This window comes from Streptomyces sp. D2-8 (assembly GCF_023184515.1).
Lineage (GTDB): Bacteria > Actinomycetota > Actinomycetes > Streptomycetales > Streptomycetaceae > Streptomyces.
The window spans coordinates 1209430-1229849 of the sequence record NZ_JAAHBP010000001.1; the positions used below are offsets into that span (position 1 = coordinate 1209430).

Consider the following 20420-nt stretch of genomic DNA (forward strand, 5'->3'; position numbering starts at 1 on the left):
ACTGTCGGTGCTCGCCAGTAGGGTGTGAGACATGGCCGACCCCTCCAGCTACCGCCCCAAACCGGGTGAGATCCCCGACTCGCCGGGGGTCTACAGGTTCCGTGACGAGCACCGCCGGGTGATCTACGTCGGAAAGGCGAAAAGCCTGCGCCAGCGCCTGGCGAACTACTTCCAGGACCTGGCGGGCCTGCACCCGCGCACCCGCTCCATGGTCACCACGGCCGCGTCCGTGGAGTGGACGGTGGTGTCCACGGAGGTCGAGGCGCTCCAGCTGGAGTACTCGTGGATCAAGGAGTACGACCCCCGTTTCAACGTCAAGTACCGCGACGACAAGAGCTACCCGTACCTCGCGGTGACGATGAACGAGGAGTACCCGCGCGTGCAGGTGATGCGCGGTCACAAGAAGAAGGGCGTCCGGTACTTCGGACCGTACGCGCACGCGTGGGCGATCCGCGACACCGTCGATCTGCTGCTGCGCGTCTTCCCCGTGCGCACCTGCTCGGCGGGCGTGTTCAAGAACGCCGCCCGTACCGGCCGCCCCTGCCTCCTCGGCTACATCGGCAAGTGCTCGGCCCCTTGCGTGGACCGGGTCTCCGCCGAGGAGCACCGCGAACTGGCCGACGAGTTCTGCGACTTCATGACCGGCCGGACGAACACGTACATCCGCCGCCTGGAGAAGCAGATGGCGGAAGCGGCCGACGAGATGGAGTACGAGCGGGCGGCCCGGTTGCGCGACGACATCGGGGCCCTGAAGAAGGCCATGGAGAAGAACGCGGTCGTGCTCGCCGACGCGACCGACGCCGACCTGATCGCGGTCGCCGAGGACGAGCTGGAGGCGGCCGTCCAGATCTTCCACGTACGCGGCGGACGCGTGCGAGGCCAGCGCGGCTGGGTCACCGACAAGGTGGAGGAGATCACCACCGGCGCCCTGGTCGAGCACGCCCTGCAGCAGCTGTACGGGGAGGAGACCGGCGACGCCGTCCCCAAGGAGGTCCTGGTCCCGGCCCTGCCCGACCCCGTTGAGCCCGTCCAGGAGTGGCTCACCGGCCGGCGCGGCTCGGGCGTCTCCCTGCGCGTCCCGCAGCGCGGCGACAAGAAAGCCCTCATGGAGACCGTGCAGCGCAACGCCCAGCAGGCGCTCGTGCTGCACAAGACCAAGCGCGCCTCCGACCTGACCACGCGCTCGCGCGCTCTGGAGGAGATCGCCGACGCCCTCGACCTGGACAGCGCCCCGCTCCGGATCGAGTGCTACGACATCTCCCACCTCCAGGGTGACGACGTCGTGGCCTCCATGGTCGTCTTCGAGGACGGGCTCGCCCGCAAGAGCGAGTACCGCCGCTTCCAGATCAAGGGCTTCGCCGGACAGGACGACGTCCGCTCGATGCACGAGGTGATCACCCGCCGCTTCCGGCGCTATCTCGCCGAGAAGGAGAAGACGGGCGAGTGGACGGACGGCGAGGACGCCGAGAGTGCCGGGAGCGCCGAGAACACCGAGATCGGTGAGAGCCCCTTCACCGGCACGGACACCCTCACCAGCGCGGACACCCTCACCGAGGACGACGGCCGCCCCAAGAAGTTCGCCTACCCGCCCCAGCTCGTGGTCGTCGACGGCGGCGCCCCGCAGGTCGCGGCCGCCCAGCGTGCCCTGGACGAGCTGGGCATCGACGACATCGCCGTGTGCGGCCTCGCCAAGCGCCTGGAGGAGGTCTGGCTGCCCGGCGATGACGACCCGGTTGTCCTGCCCCGCACCAGCGAGGGCCTGTACCTGCTCCAGCGCGTCCGTGACGAGGCCCACAGGTTCGCGATCACCTACCAGCGCACAAAGCGGTCCAAGCGCTTCCGCTCCAGCCCCCTGGACGACGTCCCCGGCCTCGGGGACACACGCAAGCAGGCACTTCTGAAGCACTTCGGTTCGTTGAAGAAACTGCGAGCCGCCACCATCGAGCAGATCTGCGAGGTGCCCGGCATAGGCCGCAAGACGGCCGAGACGATCGCGGTGGCCCTCGCCCGCTCGGCCTCGGCCGCACCCGCCGTCAACACGGCGACTGGAGAGATCATGGAGGAGGAACCCGGCACCATGGGTTCCAGTGGGGAACCCGTGACGATGGGCGCCCCGGACGAACGACGGGGGCAGGAGACATGAATGTGAACGAGCACGACGGGCAACACGAGCAAGCCGGAGACGGAGCACAGGTGAGTACGGGCACGCCCAACGAGAAGGCCCCGGTCCCGGACGCGGCCATTCCCGAGCTGGTGATCATCTCCGGCATGTCCGGAGCCGGGCGCTCCACGGCGGCGAAGTGCCTGGAGGACCTCGGCTGGTTCGTCGTCGACAACCTGCCGCCCGCGCTGATCCCCACCATGGTGGAGCTCGGCGCCCGCTCCCAGGGCAACGTGGCGCGGATCGCCGTCGTCGTCGACGTCCGCGGCCGCCGCTTCTTCGACAACCTCCGCGAGTCCCTCGCCGACCTCGAGGCCAAGAACGTCACGCGGCGGATCGTCTTCCTGGAGTCCTCCGACGAGGCCCTGGTCCGCCGCTTCGAGTCGGTGCGCCGCCCGCACCCCCTGCAGGGCGACGGCCGCATCGTCGACGGCATCGACGCCGAACGCGAACTGCTGCGCGAGCTGCGCGGCGACGCCGACCTGGTGATCGACACCTCCAGCCTGAACGTGCACGAGCTGCGCGCCAAGATGGACGCCCAGTTCGCCGGCGAGGAGGAGCCGGAGCTGCGGGCCACGGTGATGTCGTTCGGCTACAAGTACGGCCTGCCGGTCGACGCCGACCTCGTCGTCGACTGCCGCTTCCTGCCGAACCCGCACTGGGTCCCGGAGCTGCGCCCGTACACGGGCCTCAACGACGAGGTCGCCGGGTACGTCTTCAACCAGCCCGGCGCCAAGGAGTTCCTCGACCGCTACACGGAGCTCCTCCAGCTCGTCGCCACCGGCTACCGCCGTGAGGGCAAGCGCTATGTGACCATCGCCGTGGGCTGCACCGGCGGCAAGCACCGCTCGGTCGCCATGTCGGAGAAGCTCGCCGCCCGGCTCGCCGCCGAGGGCGTGGAGACGGTGGTCGTACACCGGGACATGGGACGCGAATGACACGACGTACACCGCGGCTGAGCCGGCTGCGCCGGGTGGTGCCCGAGGTCAACGGCGCCAAGGGCGGCCGGCCCGCCGAGGCCCGCGGCGGCAGAGCGCGCCGCCGGGGCACCCAGCCGAAGGTCGTCGCCCTCGGCGGCGGCATGGGCCTGTCGGCCTCGCTCGCCGCGCTGCGCCGGATCACCGGTGACCTCACCGCCGTCGTCACCGTGGCCGACGACGGCGGCTCCAGCGGCCGGCTGCGCGACGAGCTGGGCGTGCTGCCGCCCGGCGACCTGCGCAAGGCGCTGGCCGCGCTGTGCGGCGACGACGACTGGGGCCAGACCTGGGCCCGGGTCATCCAGCACCGCTTCCAGTCCCAGGGCGACCTCCACGAGCACGCGGTCGGCAATCTGCTGATCGTCGCCCTGTGGGAGCAGCTCGGCGACCATGTCCAGGCCCTCGACCTGGTCGGACGGCTGCTGGGCGCCCAGGGGCGCGTGCTGCCGATGTCCGCCGTGCCACTGGAGCTCCAGGCCCTGGTCAAGGGCCACGACCCGGCGCGCCCGGAGGAGGTCGACACGGTCCGCGGTCAGGCGACCGTCGCCCTCACCCCGGGTGAGGTGCAGTCCGTGCACCTCGTGCCGAACGACCCGCCGGCCGTGCCCGAGGCGGTCGCGGCCGTCCTGGACGCGGACTGGGTGGTGCTCGGCCCCGGCTCATGGTTCTCCTCGGTCATCCCGCACCTGCTCGTGCCCGAGCTGCTGGACGCGCTCACGCAGACGAAGGCCCGCCGGGTGCTCTCCCTGAACCTCGCGCCGCAGCCCGGAGAAACCGAGGGCTTCTCCCCGCAGCGTCATTTGGAGGTTTTGGGACGACACGCCCCTAAACTCGCCCTGGACGTGGTGCTGGCCGACGAGGCCGCCGTGCCCGACCGTGACTCCCTGACCGATGCCGCCAAGCGGTTCGGGGCCGCGGTCGAGCTGGCGCCGGTGGCCCGGCCCGACGGCACCCCGAGGCACGACCCGGAGCTGTTGGCCGCCGCGTACGACCGTATTTTTCGGATGCATGGAAGGATCGGCCCATGGCGATGACGGCAGCGGTGAAGGATGAGATCTCCCGGCTCCCCGTCACCCGGACCTGCTGCAGAAAGGCGGAGGTCTCCGCCATTCTGCGGTTCGCCGGCGGCCTTCACCTGGTGAGCGGTCGGATCGTGATCGAGGCGGAGCTGGACACGGCGATGGCGGCCCGCCGGCTCAAGCGGGACATTCTGGAGATCTTCGGCCACAGCTCCGAGCTGATCGTGATGGCTCCGGGCGGGCTGCGCCGAGGCTCGCGTTACGTGGTGCGGGTCGTGGCGGGCGGCGACCAGCTCGCTCGCCAGACCGGCCTGGTCGACGGGCGGGGCCGCCCGATCCGCGGCCTGCCCCCGCAGGTGGTCTCGGGGGCCACCTGCGACGCCGAGGCCGCCTGGCGTGGCGCGTTCCTGGCGCACGGCTCGCTCACCGAGCCGGGCCGCTCCTCCTCCCTGGAGGTGACGTGCCCGGGTCCCGAGGCAGCGCTCGCCCTGGTCGGTGCCGCCCGCCGGCTGTCGATCGCCGCCAAGGCCCGCGAGGTGCGCGGTGTGGACCGGGTCGTCGTCCGGGACGGTGACGCGATCGGCGCGCTGTTGACCCGCCTCGGCGCGCACGAGTCGGTGCTGGCCTGGGAGGAGCGCCGGATGCGCCGTGAGGTGCGCGCCACGGCGAACCGGCTCGCCAACTTCGACGACGCCAATCTGCGCCGCTCGGCCCGCGCGGCCGTCGCGGCCGGTGCCCGCGTGCAGCGCGCCCTGGAGATCCTCGCCGACGACGTGCCCGAGCACCTCGCCGCCGCCGGCCGGCTGCGCATGGAGCACAAGCAGGCCTCCCTGGAGGAACTGGGCGCGCTCGCCGACCCGCCGCTGACCAAGGACGCGGTCGCCGGCCGGATCCGCCGCCTGCTGGCCATGGCCGACAAGCGCGCCTCCGACCTCGGCATCCCGGGCACGGAGGCCAACCTCAGCGACGAGCTGGCGGACAACCTGGTGGGCTGATCCCACACGACGTCAAGAAGCCGGTGCCGACGCCCACTTGGGTGACCGGCACCGGCTTCTGCGTGTCGTTGAGGCACCCTTGACTCGATCATGGACTGTCATGAGCCTGGCATCTGTTCGCTGCTGTGGCGGACCCACGCTAGGGGGGTTCATGAGACGAAGAGCGAGATCGATCCTCGCTGTCGGCGCGCTCCTGATCGGCGGAGCGAGCTTCGCACCCATCGCCCAGGCACAACCGGGGAGTTCGACCCCGTCCGACCCGGACGAAGTCAAGGTCTTCCGCGCCGAGGTCACCCAGCAGCAGGTACCCCTGCTGCTGGCGGCCGGCCAGGACGGCCACGAACTGAGTGAGCGGGTGCCCGAGAAGGGCACCGCGACCGTCGAGGCCTACCTGACGGACCAGCAGGCGAAGAAGCTGGAGAAGCAGGGCGTCGGCCTCACCGAGCACGAACTCTCCACCCGGGCCGAGGCCCGCGTCGAGGACGCCGCAGAGGGCGTGTTCCGCCCGTACAGCGGCAAGGGCGGCCTGCGCGAGGAACTCCTGCGGACCGCGCAGGAGAATCCGGGCCTCACCAAGGTCGTCTCCATCGGCAAGACCATCAAGGGCCAGGACATCCTCGCGCTGAAGCTCACCAAGGGTGCGAAGAAGACGAAGGACGGCTCCAAGCCGTCCGTCCTCTACATGTCCAACCAGCACGCGCGCGAGTGGATCACGCCGGAGATGACCCGGCGCCTGATGCACCACTACCTGGACAACTACAAGAAGGACCGGCGCGTCAAGAAGCTCGTCGACTCCACCGAGCTGTGGTTCCTGCTGTCGGCCAACCCCGACGGCTACGACTACACCTTCGCGGACCCCGCCAACCGGCAGTGGCGCAAGAACCTGCGGGACGTCAACGGCGACGGCACCATCACCACCGGTGACGGCGTCGACCTCAACCGCAACTTCGCCTACAAGTGGGGCTACGACGACGAGGGCTCGTCCCCCAACCCCACCAGCCAGACCTACCGCGGCGCGGGCCCGGGCTCCGAGCCGGAGACCCAGGCCCTGGACGCCTTCCAGAAGCGGATCGGCTTCACGTACGGCATCAACTACCATTCCGCCGCCGAACTCATCCTCTACGGAGTCGGCTGGCAGGTGGCCACGCACACCCCGGACGACGTCCTGTACAAGGCGCTCGCCGGTACGCCCGACAACTCCGCGATCCCCGGCTACCACCCGCAGCTCTCCTCCGAGCTGTACACCACCAACGGCGAGGCGGACGGCCACGCGGCGAACGTCAACGGCCTGGCGATGTTCACCCCCGAGATGTCGACCTGCCAGACCGTCTCGGACCTCTACCCGAACGACGAGTGGAAGGCATCCGACTGCCAGTCGGTCTTCACCTTCCCGGACGACGAGAAGCTGATCCAGCAGGAGTTCGCCAAGAACGTCCCGTTCGCGCTCTCCGTCGCCGAGTCCGCCGCCCGCCCCGACCGGCCGTCCTCGTCGGTCGGCCTGAGCGCCGCCGACTTCACCCCGGCCGCGTTCGGCACGTCGTACTCCCGCGGCGCCGACCAGGAGGTCTCCGTCGTCGTACGGAAGTCGGTGCGCGACAAGGAACTCAAGTACCGCGTCAACGGCGGCCGCACCGAGGACATGGCGCTCAAGCCCTGGAAGGGGGGCGAGACCTACGGCGGTGAGGACAACCTCTACTTCGACGAGTACCGGGCCAAGGTCAAGGACGGCGAACCGGGCGACAAGGTCGAGGTGTGGTTCACCGGCGAGGCGAAGAACGGCAAGAAGGTCTCCAGTGAGCGCTTCACCTACACCGTCGCCGAGCGGCCCCGGGCGAACACCCTCGTCGTCGCCGAGGAGGGTGCTGCCGCCACGCAGGCGCAGACGTACGTGGACGCGCTCAAGGCGAGCGGCCGCAAGGCGATCGTCTGGGACGTGGCCAAGCAGGGCGCGCCGGACGCGCTGGGCGTGCTGAGCCACTTCGACACCGTCGCCCACTACACGGGCGCGAGCGTCCCGGGCGTCGCCACCCAGCTCCAGCTGCGGGCCTTCCTCAACGAGGGCGGTCGGCTCATCGAGGCCGGCGAGCAGGCAGGCGGCAACGTCGACCTCGGCGGCGGCGCGCTGTCGAACGACTTCGGCCAGTACTACCTGGGCGCCTACACCCGCACCGCCACCCCCGGGGCCACCGGGTTCACCGGCTCCGGCGAGCTGGGCGGCGTCACCAGCCCACTGAGCGCTGCCCCCGGCAACCCGCTGGACAAGGCCGGTACCTACAGCGTCACCTCCGACGAGCTGGGCACCGGCGAGTTCCCGCAGTTCGCGAGCAAGGGGGCCGGGCAGTTCGCCGGCACGGTCAACCCGTACGGCCCGTTCGCGGGCTCCTCGATGGCCGCAGCCGTCCACACCGACGACGCCTACAAGCGCCTCACCCGTACCGTGGACCTCACCGGCATCACCGCCTCCGAGAAGCCCACCCTGCGTACCCAGCTGCTGTGGGACACGGAGTCCGGCTACGACCACGCCATCGTGGAGGCCCACACCGCCGGCGCCGACGACTGGACCACCCTCCCCGAGCTGGGCGGCGCCACCAGGACGGCCGTGCCGACGGAGTGCCAGGGCGGGTTCTACGTCAACGAGCACCCGTGGCTGAAGCACTACCTGACCGTGGCGGCCGACGGCTGCACCGCGACCGGCACCACCGGTACGTGGAACAGCCTCACGGGCTCCTCCAGCGGCTGGCAGCAGGTGAACTTCGACCTGGGCGCCTACGCGGGCAAGACGGTCGAGGTCGCGATCAGCTACGTCACCGATCCGGGCAGCGGCGGGCACGGCGTCCTCGCCGACGACGCCTCGCTCGTCGTGGGCGGCGCGGCGAAGGAGACCGAGGGCTTCGAGACCTCGCTCGGCGCCTGGAAGGTCGCCGGACCGCCCGAGGGCAGCCCGGCCGTCCTCAAGGACTGGGCACGCACCGGCGCCCTGTTCCAGACGTACGGCGCGGTCACCACGGACGACACCGTGCTGCTGGGCTTCGGCCTGGAGCACGTCACCGCAGCGGCCGACCGGGCGGCACTGATGAGGAAGGCGCTCGCTTCCCTGGACGGGTGACATCCCTGGTCAACAGGGAACCCGCCCTGTAGCGAAATCGAGTGATCTTGCGCGCGGCGGTGGGCGGTCCGTACCCCTACTGGCGGGTACGGACCGCCCTGCCGCGTATGAGGCATCTGGATGTCACCACCGCGGCTTCAGAGAGGTAGGGTCGTAGGCGGTCGGGGACATCCCAAACAGAGCTCGCCGGCACCGCATGGCCGGCGTACCAACGAGGAGATCGGTTCGTGACGATCCGCGTAGGCATCAACGGCTTCGGTCGTATCGGTCGCAACTACTTCCGCGCGCTGCTGGAGCAGGGTGCAGACATCGAGATCGTGGCTGTCAACGACCTGGGTGACACCGCGACCACCGCGCACCTGCTGAAGTACGACACCATCCTGGGCCGCCTCAAGCAGGAGGTCACGCACACCGCCGACACGATCACCGTCGACGGCAAGACCATCAAGGTCCTCGCCGAGCGCAACCCCGCCGACATCCCGTGGGGCGAGCTGGGCGTCGACATCGTCATCGAGTCGACCGGCATCTTCACCAAGAAGGCCGACGCCGAGAAGCACATCGCCGGTGGCGCGAAGAAGGTCCTCATCTCGGCTCCGGCCAAGGACGAGGACGTCACCATCGTGATGGGCGTCAACCAGGACAAGTACGACCCGGCGAACCACCACGTCATCTCCAACGCCTCCTGCACCACCAACTGTGTGGCGCCGATGGCGAAGGTCCTCGACGAGAACTTCGGCATCGTCAAGGGCCTGATGACGACGGTGCACGCGTACACCAACGACCAGCGCATCCTGGACTTCCCGCACAAGGACCTGCGTCGCGCGCGTGCCGCCGCCGAGAACATCATTCCGACCACCACGGGTGCCGCCAAGGCCACCGCGCTGGTCCTGCCGCAGCTCAAGGGCAAGCTGGACGGCATGGCGATGCGCGTCCCGGTCCCGACCGGCTCGGTCACCGACCTGGTGCTGGAGCTCGGCCGCGAGGTCACCAAGGAAGAGGTCAACGCGGCCTTCCAGAAGGCCGCGGAGGGCGAGCTCAAGGGCATCCTCGAGTACACCGAGGACCCGATCGTCTCCTCCGACATCGTGAACGCCCCGGCGTCCTGCACCTTCGACTCCTCCCTGACCATGGTCCAGGAAGGCAAGAACGTGAAGGTCATCGGCTGGTACGACAACGAGTGGGGCTACTCCAACCGCCTCGTGGACCTTACGGTCTTCGTCGGCAACCAGCTCTGATCAAACGAGCAGGCACGTCCATGTGAGAGCAGGGCTCGGGCGGCGCGAGGACGCGCCGTCCGAGCCCTGACTCACGTACAGATCAGAGCTGTTCGATCACGAGCGCTTACGAGCGATCACGAGCTCTTTCAGGAGTCCCTTCATGAAGACGATCGACGAACTCCTCACCGAAGGGGTCGCGGGCAAGCGGGTCTTCGTCCGCGCCGATCTGAACGTGCCGCTGGACGGCACGCGCATCACCGACGACGGCCGCATCCGCGCCGTGCTGCCCACGGTCAAGGCCCTCGCCGACGCGGGCGCCCGGGTCGTCGTCGCCTCCCACCTGGGCCGCCCCAAGGGCGCCCCGGACCCGGCCTTCTCCCTCGCCCCGGCCGCCGCGCGTCTCGGCGAGCTCCTCGGGTCGGACGTGGCCTTCGCGGCCGACACGGTCGGCGAGTCCGCCCGGGCCACCGTCGCCGGCCTCGCCGACGGCCAGGTCGCGGTCGTCGAGAACCTGCGCTTCAACGCCGGTGAGACGAGCAAGGACGACGCCGAGCGCGGCGCCTTCGCCGACCAGCTCGCCGCCCTCGCGGACGTCTACGTCGGCGACGGCTTCGGCGCGGTGCACCGGAGGCACGCCTCGGTCTTCGACCTCCCGGCCCGCCTGCCGCACTACGCCGGTTACCTCATCGCCACCGAGGTCGGCGTCCTGAGGAAGCTCACCGACGACGTCAAGCGGCCCTACGCCGTCGTCCTGGGCGGCGCCAAGGTGTCCGACAAGCTCGCCGTCATCGACCAGCTGCTCGGTAAGGCCGACCGCCTGCTCATCGGCGGCGGCATGGTCTTCACCTTCCTCAAGGCCAAGGGCCACGAGATCGGCTCCTCCCTGGTCCAGGAGGACCAGCTTCCGGTCGTCCAGGAGTACATCGCGCGGGCCGAGAAGAACGGCGTCGAGCTGGTTCTGCCCGTGGATGTCGTGGTCGCGCCGGAGTTCCCGGACCTGAAGACCAAGGCTCCGGCCGGGCCCAGCACCGTCGCCGCGGATGCCATGCCGGCCGGCCAGATGGGCCTGGACATCGGCCCCGAGTCACGCAAGCTGTACGCCTCGAAGATCGTCGACGCCGCCACCGTCTTCTGGAACGGCCCCATGGGCGTCTTCGAACACCCCGATTTCGCCGAGGGCACCAAGGCGGTCGCCCAGGCTCTCCTCGACTCCCAGGCCTTCACGGTGGTCGGCGGTGGCGACTCCGCCGCGGCCGTCCGCATCCTGGGCTTCGACGAGAACGCATTCGGCCACATCTCGACCGGTGGTGGCGCCTCCCTCGAATACCTCGAGGGCAAGACGCTCCCCGGCCTCGCCGCACTGGAGGACTGACCTTAATGAGCACGCGCACGCCGCTGATGGCGGGCAACTGGAAGATGAACCTCAACCACCTCGAGGCCATCGCCCACGTCCAGAAGCTCGCCTTCGCCCTGGCCGACAAGGACTACGAGGCCGTCGAGGTCGCCGTCCTGCCGCCCTTCACCGACCTGCGCTCCGTGCAGACTCTGGTCGACGGCGACAAGCTCAAGATCAAGTACGGCGCCCAGGACATCTCGGCGCACGACAGCGGTGCCTTCACCGGCGAGATCTCCGGCCCCATGCTGGCCAAGCTCAAGTGCACGTATGTCGCCATCGGCCACAGCGAGCGCCGCCAGTACCACGCCGAGACCGACGAGCTGGTGAACGCCAAGGTCAAGGCCGCCTACAAGCACGGCCTGACCCCGATCCTGTGCGTCGGCGAGGAGCTGGAGGTCCGCGAGGCGGGCAACCACGTCTCCCACACCCTCGCCCAGGTCGAGGGCGGTCTGAAGGACCTCCCCGCCGAGCAGGCCGAGACCGTCGTGATCGCCTATGAGCCCGTCTGGGCCATCGGCACCGGCAAGGTCTGCGGCGCCGAGGACGCCCAGGAGGTCTGCGCGGCGATCCGCGGCAAGATCGCCGAGCTGTACTCGCAGGAGCTGGCCGGCAAGGTCCGCATCCAGTACGGCGGCTCGGTGAAGTCGGGCAACGTCGCCGAGATCATGGCCCAGGCCGACATCGACGGCGCCCTGGTCGGCGGCGCGTCGCTCGACGCCGACGAGTTCGTCAAGATCGTGCGCTTCCGTGACCAGTGAGTAGGCCGTAGCGGCGATCCGTCGTACCCTTGCGGGGTCCAGCGCTGTGCTGGGCCCCGCGTCGTCCATCCGCATCCGAGGAAGTTGGTCCAGCCGTGGTTCTGGGGTTCTCCATCGCCCTGATCGTCTTCAGCCTGCTGCTGATGCTGCTGGTGCTGATGCACAAGGGGAAGGGCGGCGGCCTCTCCGACATGTTCGGTGGCGGCATGCAGTCCTCCGTCGGCGGCTCCTCGGTCGCCGAGCGCAACCTCGACCGGATCACCGTCGTGGTCGGTCTGTTGTGGTTCGCGTGCATTGTCGTGCTCGGCATCATGATGAAGGTGAACAACTGACCGAGCCGCAATCCGCACGGACTCGTACGTAAGGCCCCATGTTCGGTACGCGCAGCTGAGCGCGGCCTATCATGGGGCTTGCGTCTAGGTGTGAGGGTTGTAACTCCAATCACTGGACGCGCGTTGGGCCTTACGTAGACTGAGGCGCTCGCAGCGAAGCGGAACGCCGACTCGCTTCGCGGCACCATTACGCAGGGAGTTACGACCGTGGCAAGTGGCAACGCGATCCGGGGAAGCCGGGTCGGGGCGGGGCCGATGGGCGAGGCCGAGCGCGGCGAGTCCGCGCCGCGGCTGCGCATCTCCTTCTGGTGCTCCAACGGACACGAGACCCAGCCGAGCTTCGCCAGCGACGCGCAGGTGCCCGATACCTGGGACTGCCCCCGCTGCGGCTTTCCGGCCGGCCAGGACCGGGACAACCCGCCGGACCCGCCGCGCACCGAGCCCTACAAGACGCACCTGGCGTATGTGCGGGAGCGGCGCAGCGACGCGGACGGCGAGGCGATCCTCGCCGAGGCGCTCGCCAAACTGCGGGGCGAGATCTAGAAGTCGAGACCGGCCGGGCACCAGCAGGTGCCCGGCCGGAGCTGCCTTCCCGTCTTTCGCCGCCGCGACCGATTGTCAGTGGTGCCCTCTACGGTTTGTGCATCGGACGAACCATGAGGGGGAGCGGTGGCGACGGTCGAGGCGGGGAGCTTGCGCGCGCCCGCGTGGCGTGGGGGCTTCGGACGGCTGTGGAGCGCCGCCGTGCTGTCCAGCTTCGGCGACGCACTGCGGACGGCCGCGCTGCCCCTGCTGGCCGTCACGCTGACCGACGATCCGCTGCTCATCGCCTCCGTCACGGCCTGCGGCTATCTGCCCTGGATCGTCTTCGGCCTGCTCGGCGGGGCCGTCGCCGACCGGGTGGACCAGCGGCGGGCCATGTGGACGGTGGACGCATTACGCGGGCTGCTGGTCGCCGCCTTCGCGGTGGCCGTCGCGCTCGGACACGCCTCGATCGGCCTGCTCATCGTGCTGGCCGTCGCCCTCACCACCCTCCAGACCCTCTTCGACAACGCCGCCACGGCCCTGCTGCCCGTCCTGGTCGAGCGGGACGCGCTCGGCAGCGCCAACGCCCGGCTGATGACGGGCCAGCGCATCGCCGGCGGCCTGCTCGGCGGACCCGTCGTGCCGCTGCTGCTGGCAGCCGGTACGGCCGTGCCGTTCGCGGCCGACGCCGTGACCTTCCTCGTGGCCGCCGCGCTGATCGCCTCCCTGCCGGCCGCCGAGTCCGGCCGGAAGCCGAGACCGGCGGGCAGCACGCTGCGCCGGGAGATCGCCGAGGGACTGCGCACCCTGTGGCGCGACCGTGCCCTGCGGGCCCTGTGCACCGCCACGGCCCTGTGCAACATCGGCATGGGCACCCAGCTCGCCATGCTGGTCGTCCTCGTCACCGACTGGCTCCGGGCGGGCCCCGCCGGATACGCGGCAGCGGGCACCGCCTTCACCCTGGGCAGCCTGGCCGGAGGAGTGGTGAACGCCCGGCTGGTGGCGCGGCTCGGCCGGCTGCGGTCGGTGCTGCTCGCCGGCTCGGTGCAGACCGCCCTCCTCGTCGTCATGGGCACCGTACGCAGCCTGGCCGTGCTGGTGGGCGCTCTGGCCGTCTTCGGGCTCCTGGGCATGGTGTGGAACGTCAACACGACGACCCTCATGCAGGAGCGCAGCCCCGCCGGACTCCTGGGCCGGGTCAGCTCGGCCTTCCGGACCCTGGCCTTCGCCGGGGTGCCCCTCGGCGCCCTGCTGGGCGGAGCCGTCGCCGCCGCCCGGGGGCCGAACACCCCGCCCCTGCTCACGGCCGCCTTCTTCGTCCTCGCCGTCATCGCGCTGATACCCGTGCTCCAGGTGAACGTATCTGTTGTTGAGCCGGAGGACGGCGCCACGACAGCCGATGTCACGCGCTGCTCCATTAGGTTGGGACCGGCAGCGGGGCAAGGTACGCAGGCAGGACAGGAAAGAAGGCTGAAGTCCGAGATGAACGCAGACGTCCGTACCAGGCTCAACCAGACGCCCGAGTGGACGGCACTGGCCAAGCACCGCGAGGAGCTGGGCGGAGTCGCATTGCGCGAGCTGTTCGCCGCCGACTCCGGCCGCGGCACCGCGTACACCCTCCGGGTCGGTGACCTGTACGTCGACTACTCCAAGCACCTCGTCACCGACGACACCCTGCGGCTGCTGCGCGAACTGGCCGCCGCCACCGGCGTCTTCGGGCTCCGGGACGCCATGTTCCGCGGCGAGAAGATCAACACCACCGAGAACCGGGCCGTGCTGCACACCGCGCTGCGCGCCCCGCGGGACGCGGTGATCGAGGTCGACGGTGAGAACGTGGTGCCGGATGTGCACGCCGTGCTCGACAAGATGGCGGACTTCGCGAACCGGGTGCGTTCGGGCGAGTGGACCGGCCACACCGGCAAGCGGATCCGGAACATCGTCAACGTCGGCATCGGCGGCTCCGACCTCGGCCCCGCGATGGCGTACGAGGTGCTGCGGGCCTTCACGGACCGCTCGCTGACGGTGCGTTTCGTGTCGAACGTGGACGGCGCCGACCTGCACGAGGCGGTCCGGGACCTGGACCCGGCGGAGACGCTGTTCGTCATCGCCTCCAAGACCTTCACGACCATCGAGACGGTCACCAACGCCACGTCCGCGCGCTCCTGGCTGCTGGACGCGCTGGATGACGAGGCCGCCGTCGCCCGGCACTTCGTCGCGCTGTCGACGAACGCCGAGAAGGTCGCCGAGTTCGGCATCGACACGGCCAACATGTTCGAGTTCTGGGACTGGGTCGGCGGCCGCTACTCCTATGACTCCGCGGTCGGCCTGGCCCTGATGATCGCCATCGGCCCGGACCGCTTCCGCGAGATGCTCGACGGGTTCCGCATCGTCGACGAGCACTTCCGGACCGCGCCCCCTGAGTCCAATGTGCCGCTGCTGCTGGGCCTGCTGGGCATCTGGTACGGCAACTTCCACGACGCCCAGTCGCACGCGGTGCTGCCCTACAGCCACTACCTGTCCAAGTTCACCGCCTACCTCCAGCAGCTCGACATGGAGTCCAACGGCAAGTACGTCGACCGGGACGGGCGCGAGGTGGAGTGGCAGACCGGTCCGGTCGTGTGGGGCACGCCGGGCACCAACGGGCAGCACGCCTACTACCAGCTCATCCACCAGGGCACGAAGCTGATCCCGGCTGACTTCATCGGCTTCGCCCGGCCGGTCGGCGAGCTGAGCGAGGAGCTGAAGGCGCAGCACGACCTGCTGATGGCCAACTTCTTCGCCCAGACGCAGGCGCTCGCCTTCGGCAAGACGCCCGAGGAGGTGCGGGCCGAGGGCGTGCCGGAGGAGCTGGTGCCGCACAAGACGTTCCAGGGCAACCACCCGACGACCACGATCCTCGCGCCCGAGCTGACGCCGTCCGTCCTCGGTCAGCTGGTCGCCCTCTACGAGCACAAGGTGTTCGTGCAGGGCGCGGTGTGGAACATCGACTCCTTCGACCAGTGGGGCGTCGAGCTGGGCAAGGTCCTCGCCAAGCGCGTCGAACCCGCTCTGACCGAGGGCGCCGAGGTCGAGGGCCTGGACGCCTCCACCCAGGCCCTGGTCGCCACGTACCGGGAGCTGCGCGGCCGGGAGTGACGGCCGCCGGAGGGACGGGGGGACGGGACGGCGGGCGGCAGCGCGCCGTCCCGTCCCTGTCCCGTAGACTCCCGGACGATCATCACGGCGAGTGCTCGGGGGAGCGCGAAGTGGCACGCACACGCGGAAGTTGGACCGGCGGCACGCTGACGGCCCGGTCCCTGCTCAAACCCCAGGACGTGGCGCGGGCGGTGTTCCATCCCGCGTGGATTCCGCAGCCGCTCGATCCGTCGGTGGAGCGGCTCAAGAGGTTCCGCGTCATCGCCGGGGCGGTCGCGTCCCTCGGGGTCTTCACCTTCATCGAGGGCGGCTTCGACTTCACGGAGCTGCTGGAGAACGCGATGACGGCCTCCGTCGTCCTGCTCTTCCTCACGCCGCTGACGGTCGGCGCGATGCTCTGGGTCTGGCGGCGCGGCGGCACCGTACGGCAGGTGCGGGTGCCGCTCCTCAACTCCCTCAAGCTGCTCCTGCTGTTCGTCGGCTGTGTCGCGGCGCTGCTGGTGCTGGTGCGGACGACGAACGCGGCCGGCAGCATGGTGATGATCCTGACGGTCGGCCTGACGATGATGTGGATGCTCATCTTCACGGCCTACGGAGCGGTGCGGGTCTCCGGCAACTTCTTCGGCACAGCTGCCGTGCACCGCTGCCTGCCGCCGCTGCTCGCCGTGGTGACCAGCTGGCTGATGGCCATCCCGGACCTCGTCACCGGCGATCTGCACGGCCTCAGCCTCACCCTCGGCATCGTCTTCATCCTGGGCGCGCCGGTGACGGTCACCGCCATCGCGCTGCTGGAGATGGGGCGGCTGAAGCGGCGGTACGGAATCCGGCTGAAGGCACACCCGGTGACGCCCGCACCCGCCCCGGGCCCGGTCCCGCCGATGCCTCCGGCGGGAGCGCCGTACCTGCCGCCGCAGCAGGGGAACCCGTACGGCCATCCCTACGCGCCGGGCGGGCAGCACCCGTATGCCCCGCACCCGCAGCCGCCGTACAACCCGCGGCACCCGTACGCACCCCACCCGCAGCCGCCGTACAACCGGCAAGCCCCGTACGGCGGCTGACCGGCGAGGCCGCCGGGCTCAGGCCACCGCGCTCAGCGTGTCGGCGAGGCGCCGTCGGGCCGCCCGGGCCGCGGGGACGGCGGCCAGCGCGGCGGCGCAGAGGACCGCTGCCGCCCCGAGCAGCACCATCAGGATCGCGGACGGGCCCTGGGCGATTCCCGCGCCGATGCCGCTGGACCGGCCCTGGGCGTCGATCAGCCAGTGGGCGAGCGGGAGGCCCAGGGCCGTGGCGGCGAGGACGGCCGTCAAGGCCGTGAGACCCGTGGCCGTGACGGTGATCGCCGTGATCTGCCGGGGGGACAGGCCGATGGCCTTCAGGGCCAGCAGGTCCCGCTCGCCCTCGCGGACGGTGCCGCCGATCGCGGTCAGCAGTTCGATGAGCCCGATGAGGGCGAGGACGGCGATCAGCCCGGCCACGACCGCGCGGAGGGGGGAGAGCCCGTCCGCCGGGTTGATCACCGTGTGCACGTCCAGGTGGCCGCGCCCGGCCGTGGCGAGCCGGTCGGCGACCTCGCGCGGGTCGGCGCCGGGGTCCAGGCGGAGTTCGTAGAGGGTCGGGCGGAGCCCCGGGTCGTCCTCGCGGAGGGTGTCGAGGGACGTGGAGATGACCCGGCCGGCGTTCTCCGGCTCGATGCTGCGGCCCACGATGTGCAGGATCTGCGGCCGGTCGCCGACGGTCATCCGGACCCAGTCGCCGACCCGCACGTCCAGCAGGTCGAGCAGCCCCTGCCCGGCCACGGCCTCGTCGGCGCCGCGGGCGGGGCGGCCCTCGGCGAGGGTGTACGGGTACGGGTCCCGGTGGGTGCCGAGGCCGCGCAGCGCGATGGTCGCGGTCTGGCTCGGACCCAGGGCGGCCGTCTCGACGCCCGGGTAGGCGGCGGCCACCTGTGGGTCGCTTTCCAGGAGGGAGCGGGCCTGCTGTTCGCCCAGGCCGGCGTCGGCGCGGACGCTCAGCGTGGTGGGCAGGCCGACCTGCTCGGGCTCGCTGTGGAAGCGGTCGATGGTGGTCCAGGCGCTCATCGCGACGACGATCAGCAGCAGCGGCAGCGTGAGGCGGGCGACGGTGGCCAGAGAGCGGGGGCGGCGGGTGAACGCCTTGTGCCAGCCCAGCACCAGCGCGGGCGGAATCCGCACGCCGAGGGCCCGGCGCGACACGCCGGACAGCCGTCCGCCCGAGGTCGCGGCGGGTCTCGGCACTGGCACCGGCGGCACGCGTCCGGCCCGCCAGGCGGCCAGCCCGGTGGTGGCGCCGATGAACAGCACCGCGCCGACCGGCACCACGAGCAGCGCCACGGTGTGCCCGGGCAACCCCTGCCACACGCCGACCGCGTCCCCGAGCCGCCCCGGGATCCGGCTGCCCAGGGCCTCGGCGAGACCGGCGGCGGCCAGGGCGCCCAGCAGGGCGTAGGCGAGGTGCTGGAGCAGGAAGATCCGGACCACCTGGCCGGGGGTGAAGCCGATGGCCTTCAGGACGGAGAGGTCCCGAAGGTGGCCGCGGATGCGGGTGCCGATCGCCCCGTGCACGGCGAGCCCGGCCGCGACCAGTGCGCCCAGCCCGAACAGACCCAGCACCTGACCGAGGAGCCGGTTGTCGCCCTGCGCCTCGGCTCGTGCCTGCTGCCAGGTGGAGACCTCGCCGATCGCCCCGGAGCCCAGCACCGTCACGGCGCGCTGGACGACGTAGGACGTGTCGCCCGGGTCCGTCAGCCGCAGCCCGATCACCTGGCCGCCGGGATCCGGCACGGCCGACGGCAGTGCCCACACCAGGCCCGGCTGCTCACCGGGCCGGTAGCGCGGCTCGGCGCTGTCGGCGAGGCCCACGACGGTCAGCTCGCGGGCGGTGCCGGGCACGGTGAGGGTGTCGCCGGGCTCGGCCAGCAGGGCGCGGGCGAGGCGGCTCTCCAGGACCACGCCGTTCGGGGTCGAGGGGTTCAGCCAGTGGCCGGAGACGATCAGCGGGCGGCCGACCAAGGGCCGCTCCGGCGTGCCGCGCAGTTCGACGGCGGCGCGGCTGCCGCGCGAGGAGACGGTGGTGGAGGCGGTGGGGTAGGGGCCGGCGACGGAGTCCACACCGTCCAGGTCGGCCAGCTTCCCGGTGTCGGCCGCCGTGGCGGTGTGCAGCGACACATGCGCGCCGTGCGACTGCGTGAACACGCGCTGCCAGGGGTTGGTCGCGTAGCCGAACAGGGCCGTGGCCAGCAGCAGGGAGGCGACGATGCCCGCGGTGGCGAGGACGAGGAACAGCGCCTCGCCGCGATGCGTGCGCAGATCGGAGTGGGCCCAGCGCAGGGTGGCTCGCACGGGCCTCAGCCCCTCGGCCCGCGGGGCGCGCGGTCGTCGTGGACCCGCAGGTCCGCACGGTCGTCGTGGACGCGCATGTCAGTCCTTGAGCTCCAGCACACCGGATATCCCGGAGCGGCGCGGCGGGGTGGTGCCGCCGTCGAGTTCCGCGTCGTCGGCGATCCGGCCGTCGAAGAAGCTGATCACCCGGTCCGCGGCGCTCGCCAGCCGGGCGTCGTGTGTGACCAGCACGATCGTCTGGCCGCGCTGGTGGAAGCGGGACAGCAGCCGCATCACCTCGCGGGTGCCCTTGCTGTCGAGGCTGCCGGCGGGCTCGTCGGCCAGCAGCAGCGGAGGATGGTTGACCAGCGCCCGGGCCAGGGCGACCCGCTGCTGCTCGCCGCCGGACAGCTCGCCCGGCATGCTGCGCTCCTTGCCCGTCAGGCCCAGTTCGGCCAGCAGCGCCTCGCGCTCGGTGCGCGCGTGCTTCGGCGGGGTCCCCGCGAGCAGGGCGGGCAGCTCCACGTTGTCGGCGACGGACAGGTTCGACACGAGGTTGAAGAACTGGAAGACGATCCCGATCCGCTTCCTGCGCTCCACCGCCCAGCGTGCCTCGCTGTAGGTGTCGGTGGACTCGCCGTCGAGCCAGATGCGGCCCGCGTCCGGCCGCTGGAGCCCGCCGAGCAGATGCAGCAGCGTCGACTTGCCGGCGCCGGACGGGCCGGTGATCGCCACGAACTCGCCGGGCCGCACGCACAGGTCGACCCCGCGCACGGCATGCGCCGGGGCGCCCTCGCCGTGGTGCGTCTTCACCAGCCCCTCGGCGCGCAGCACAGGAGCGGGACGGTCGTCGCTCACTCCAGCTCCTCCAGCTCTTCCTGGCACCGCTCCAGCCAGTCGAGATCGGCCTGCAGGTGCAGCATCGCACCCTCTATCAGCAGATGGGCGATGCGGTTGTCGCGGTTTTCGGCGGCGGCCAGCTTCGACAGCTGCCGCATGGTGTTCAGATACTGGCGACGCTGCTGGTTGATCAGGGTGATCTGCTCGGCGAGACCGGTCTGCGGAGCGAGCGCCAGCTTCATGAAGAACTCGTCCCGCACCCGCGGCTCGTCCTCGGGCTCCTCGAACCAGGCGCGCAACGCCTCCCGCCCGGCGTCGGTGAGGTGGTAGACCTTTTTGTTGGGCCGGCTGGACTGCGCCACGTCCTCGCCCTCGATCAGTCCCGACTTCTCGAGACGGCCGAGGGTCACATAGATCTGGCCGACATTCGGCTGAGGGTACGCGGAGCCCAGCAGTTGCTCAAGGTCCTGCTTGAGCTCGTAACCGTGGGCGGCTCCGCGGGCGAGGAGTGCCAGGAGGGGCAGGCGCACGCGTGCAGTCCTCCTGTCTGGTCCAATGTGCTCCAGGCCCTAGTATCGCCCATACCTAACAGGTATACATGGCCTCTGATTCCGGGCAAAG

Annotated in this window: 15 protein-coding genes and 1 pseudogene; 13 read left to right on the top strand and 3 right to left on the bottom strand. The window is 70.8% G+C overall.

Going from position 1 to position 20420, the window contains the following annotated elements:
- Positions 1-31 precede the first annotated feature (31 nt).
- From uvrC to G3I77_RS05510, 13 genes and pseudogenes are all read left to right on the top strand, one after another.
- A complete protein-coding gene (gene uvrC, locus G3I77_RS05450; RefSeq protein WP_248501397.1) occupies positions 32-2143 on the top strand; it encodes an excinuclease ABC subunit UvrC in 2112 nt (703 codons plus the stop codon).
- Entirely contained in the window at positions 2140-3099 is a 960-nt protein-coding gene (rapZ, locus tag G3I77_RS05455) for an RNase adapter RapZ (RefSeq protein WP_248501398.1), read from the top strand. The genes uvrC and rapZ overlap by 4 nt, the downstream gene beginning before the upstream one ends.
- A complete protein-coding gene (gene yvcK / locus G3I77_RS05460) occupies positions 3096-4172 on the top strand; it encodes a uridine diphosphate-N-acetylglucosamine-binding protein YvcK (RefSeq protein ID WP_248501399.1) in 1077 nt (358 codons plus the stop codon). The genes rapZ and yvcK overlap by 4 nt, the downstream gene beginning before the upstream one ends.
- On the top strand, positions 4163-5152 hold the full coding sequence (gene whiA, locus G3I77_RS05465; RefSeq protein WP_031143855.1) for a DNA-binding protein WhiA: 990 nt from the start codon (positions 4163-4165) through the stop codon (positions 5150-5152). Before yvcK ends, whiA begins: the two co-directional genes overlap by 10 nt.
- Before the next feature lie 151 nt (positions 5153-5303).
- Positions 5304-8258 (top strand): M14 family metallopeptidase, encoded by a 2955-nt coding sequence (locus G3I77_RS05470; RefSeq protein WP_248501400.1) that lies wholly within the window; start codon positions 5304-5306, stop codon positions 8256-8258.
- Between the two features lie 227 nt (positions 8259-8485).
- Positions 8486-9493, top strand: coding sequence for a type I glyceraldehyde-3-phosphate dehydrogenase (gene gap, locus G3I77_RS05475; RefSeq protein ID WP_248501401.1), 1008 nt, complete (start codon positions 8486-8488; stop codon positions 9491-9493).
- A 142-nt stretch (positions 9494-9635) separates the two neighbouring features.
- On the top strand, positions 9636-10847 hold the full coding sequence (gene pgk, locus G3I77_RS05480; RefSeq protein ID WP_248501402.1) for a phosphoglycerate kinase: 1212 nt from the start codon (positions 9636-9638) through the stop codon (positions 10845-10847).
- Between the two features lie 5 nt (positions 10848-10852).
- Positions 10853-11629 carry a triose-phosphate isomerase gene (gene tpiA / locus G3I77_RS05485; protein WP_248501403.1) on the top strand — a complete coding sequence of 259 codons (777 nt, stop codon included), beginning with the start codon at positions 10853-10855 and terminating at the stop codon, positions 11627-11629.
- 101 nt (positions 11630-11730) lie between these two features.
- Positions 11731-11961 (top strand): preprotein translocase subunit SecG, encoded by a 231-nt coding sequence (secG, locus tag G3I77_RS05490; protein WP_016826779.1) that lies wholly within the window; start codon positions 11731-11733, stop codon positions 11959-11961.
- A gap of 207 nt (positions 11962-12168) precedes the next feature.
- Positions 12169-12504 carry an RNA polymerase-binding protein RbpA gene (locus tag G3I77_RS05495; RefSeq protein WP_003957010.1) on the top strand — a complete coding sequence of 112 codons (336 nt, stop codon included), beginning with the start codon at positions 12169-12171 and terminating at the stop codon, positions 12502-12504.
- A gap of 126 nt (positions 12505-12630) precedes the next feature.
- Positions 12631-13854, top strand: a pseudogene (locus tag G3I77_RS05500) (MFS transporter); the annotation flags it as partial.
- Positions 13855-13968: 114 nt separating this feature from the next.
- Complete coding sequence (gene pgi, locus G3I77_RS05505; RefSeq protein WP_248501469.1) at positions 13969-15621, top strand: glucose-6-phosphate isomerase; 1653 nt, start codon at positions 13969-13971, stop codon at positions 15619-15621.
- A gap of 110 nt (positions 15622-15731) precedes the next feature.
- Positions 15732-16679, top strand: a complete 948-nt coding sequence (locus G3I77_RS05510) for a YppG family protein (protein WP_248501404.1) — start codon at positions 15732-15734, stop codon at positions 16677-16679.
- 18 nt (positions 16680-16697) lie between these two features.
- On the opposite strand, the gene G3I77_RS05515 is transcribed toward G3I77_RS05510, so the two are convergent.
- The 3 genes from G3I77_RS05515 to G3I77_RS05525 form a co-directional block, all read right to left on the bottom strand.
- A complete protein-coding gene (locus G3I77_RS05515; protein ID WP_248501405.1) occupies positions 16698-18980 on the bottom strand; it encodes an FtsX-like permease family protein in 2283 nt (760 codons plus the stop codon).
- 78 nt (positions 18981-19058) lie between these two features.
- Entirely contained in the window at positions 19059-19817 is a 759-nt protein-coding gene (locus tag G3I77_RS05520; protein WP_248501406.1) for an ABC transporter ATP-binding protein, read from the bottom strand.
- Entirely contained in the window at positions 19814-20329 is a 516-nt protein-coding gene (locus G3I77_RS05525; RefSeq protein ID WP_248501407.1) for a PadR family transcriptional regulator, read from the bottom strand. Before G3I77_RS05525 ends, G3I77_RS05520 begins: the two co-directional genes overlap by 4 nt.
- Between the last annotated feature and the right edge of the window lie 91 nt (positions 20330-20420).

What these genes read in the sequence shown, in the direction of transcription:
- rapZ (WP_248501398.1), top strand. Translation starts at nt 2,140, where the DNA reads ATGAATGTGAACGAGCACGACGGGCAACACGAGCAAGCCGGAGACGGA.
- pgi (WP_248501469.1), top strand. Translation starts at nt 13,969, where the DNA reads ATGAACGCAGACGTCCGTACCAGGCTCAACCAGACGCCCGAGTGGACG.
- G3I77_RS05470 (WP_248501400.1), top strand. Translation starts at nt 5,304, where the DNA reads ATGAGACGAAGAGCGAGATCGATCCTCGCTGTCGGCGCGCTCCTGATC.
- pgk (WP_248501402.1), top strand. Translation starts at nt 9,636, where the DNA reads ATGAAGACGATCGACGAACTCCTCACCGAAGGGGTCGCGGGCAAGCGG.
- uvrC (WP_248501397.1), top strand. Translation starts at nt 32, where the DNA reads ATGGCCGACCCCTCCAGCTACCGCCCCAAACCGGGTGAGATCCCCGAC.
- yvcK (WP_248501399.1), top strand. Translation starts at nt 3,096, where the DNA reads ATGACACGACGTACACCGCGGCTGAGCCGGCTGCGCCGGGTGGTGCCC.
- whiA (WP_031143855.1), top strand. Translation starts at nt 4,163, where the DNA reads ATGGCGATGACGGCAGCGGTGAAGGATGAGATCTCCCGGCTCCCCGTC.
- tpiA (WP_248501403.1), top strand. Translation starts at nt 10,853, where the DNA reads ATGAGCACGCGCACGCCGCTGATGGCGGGCAACTGGAAGATGAACCTC.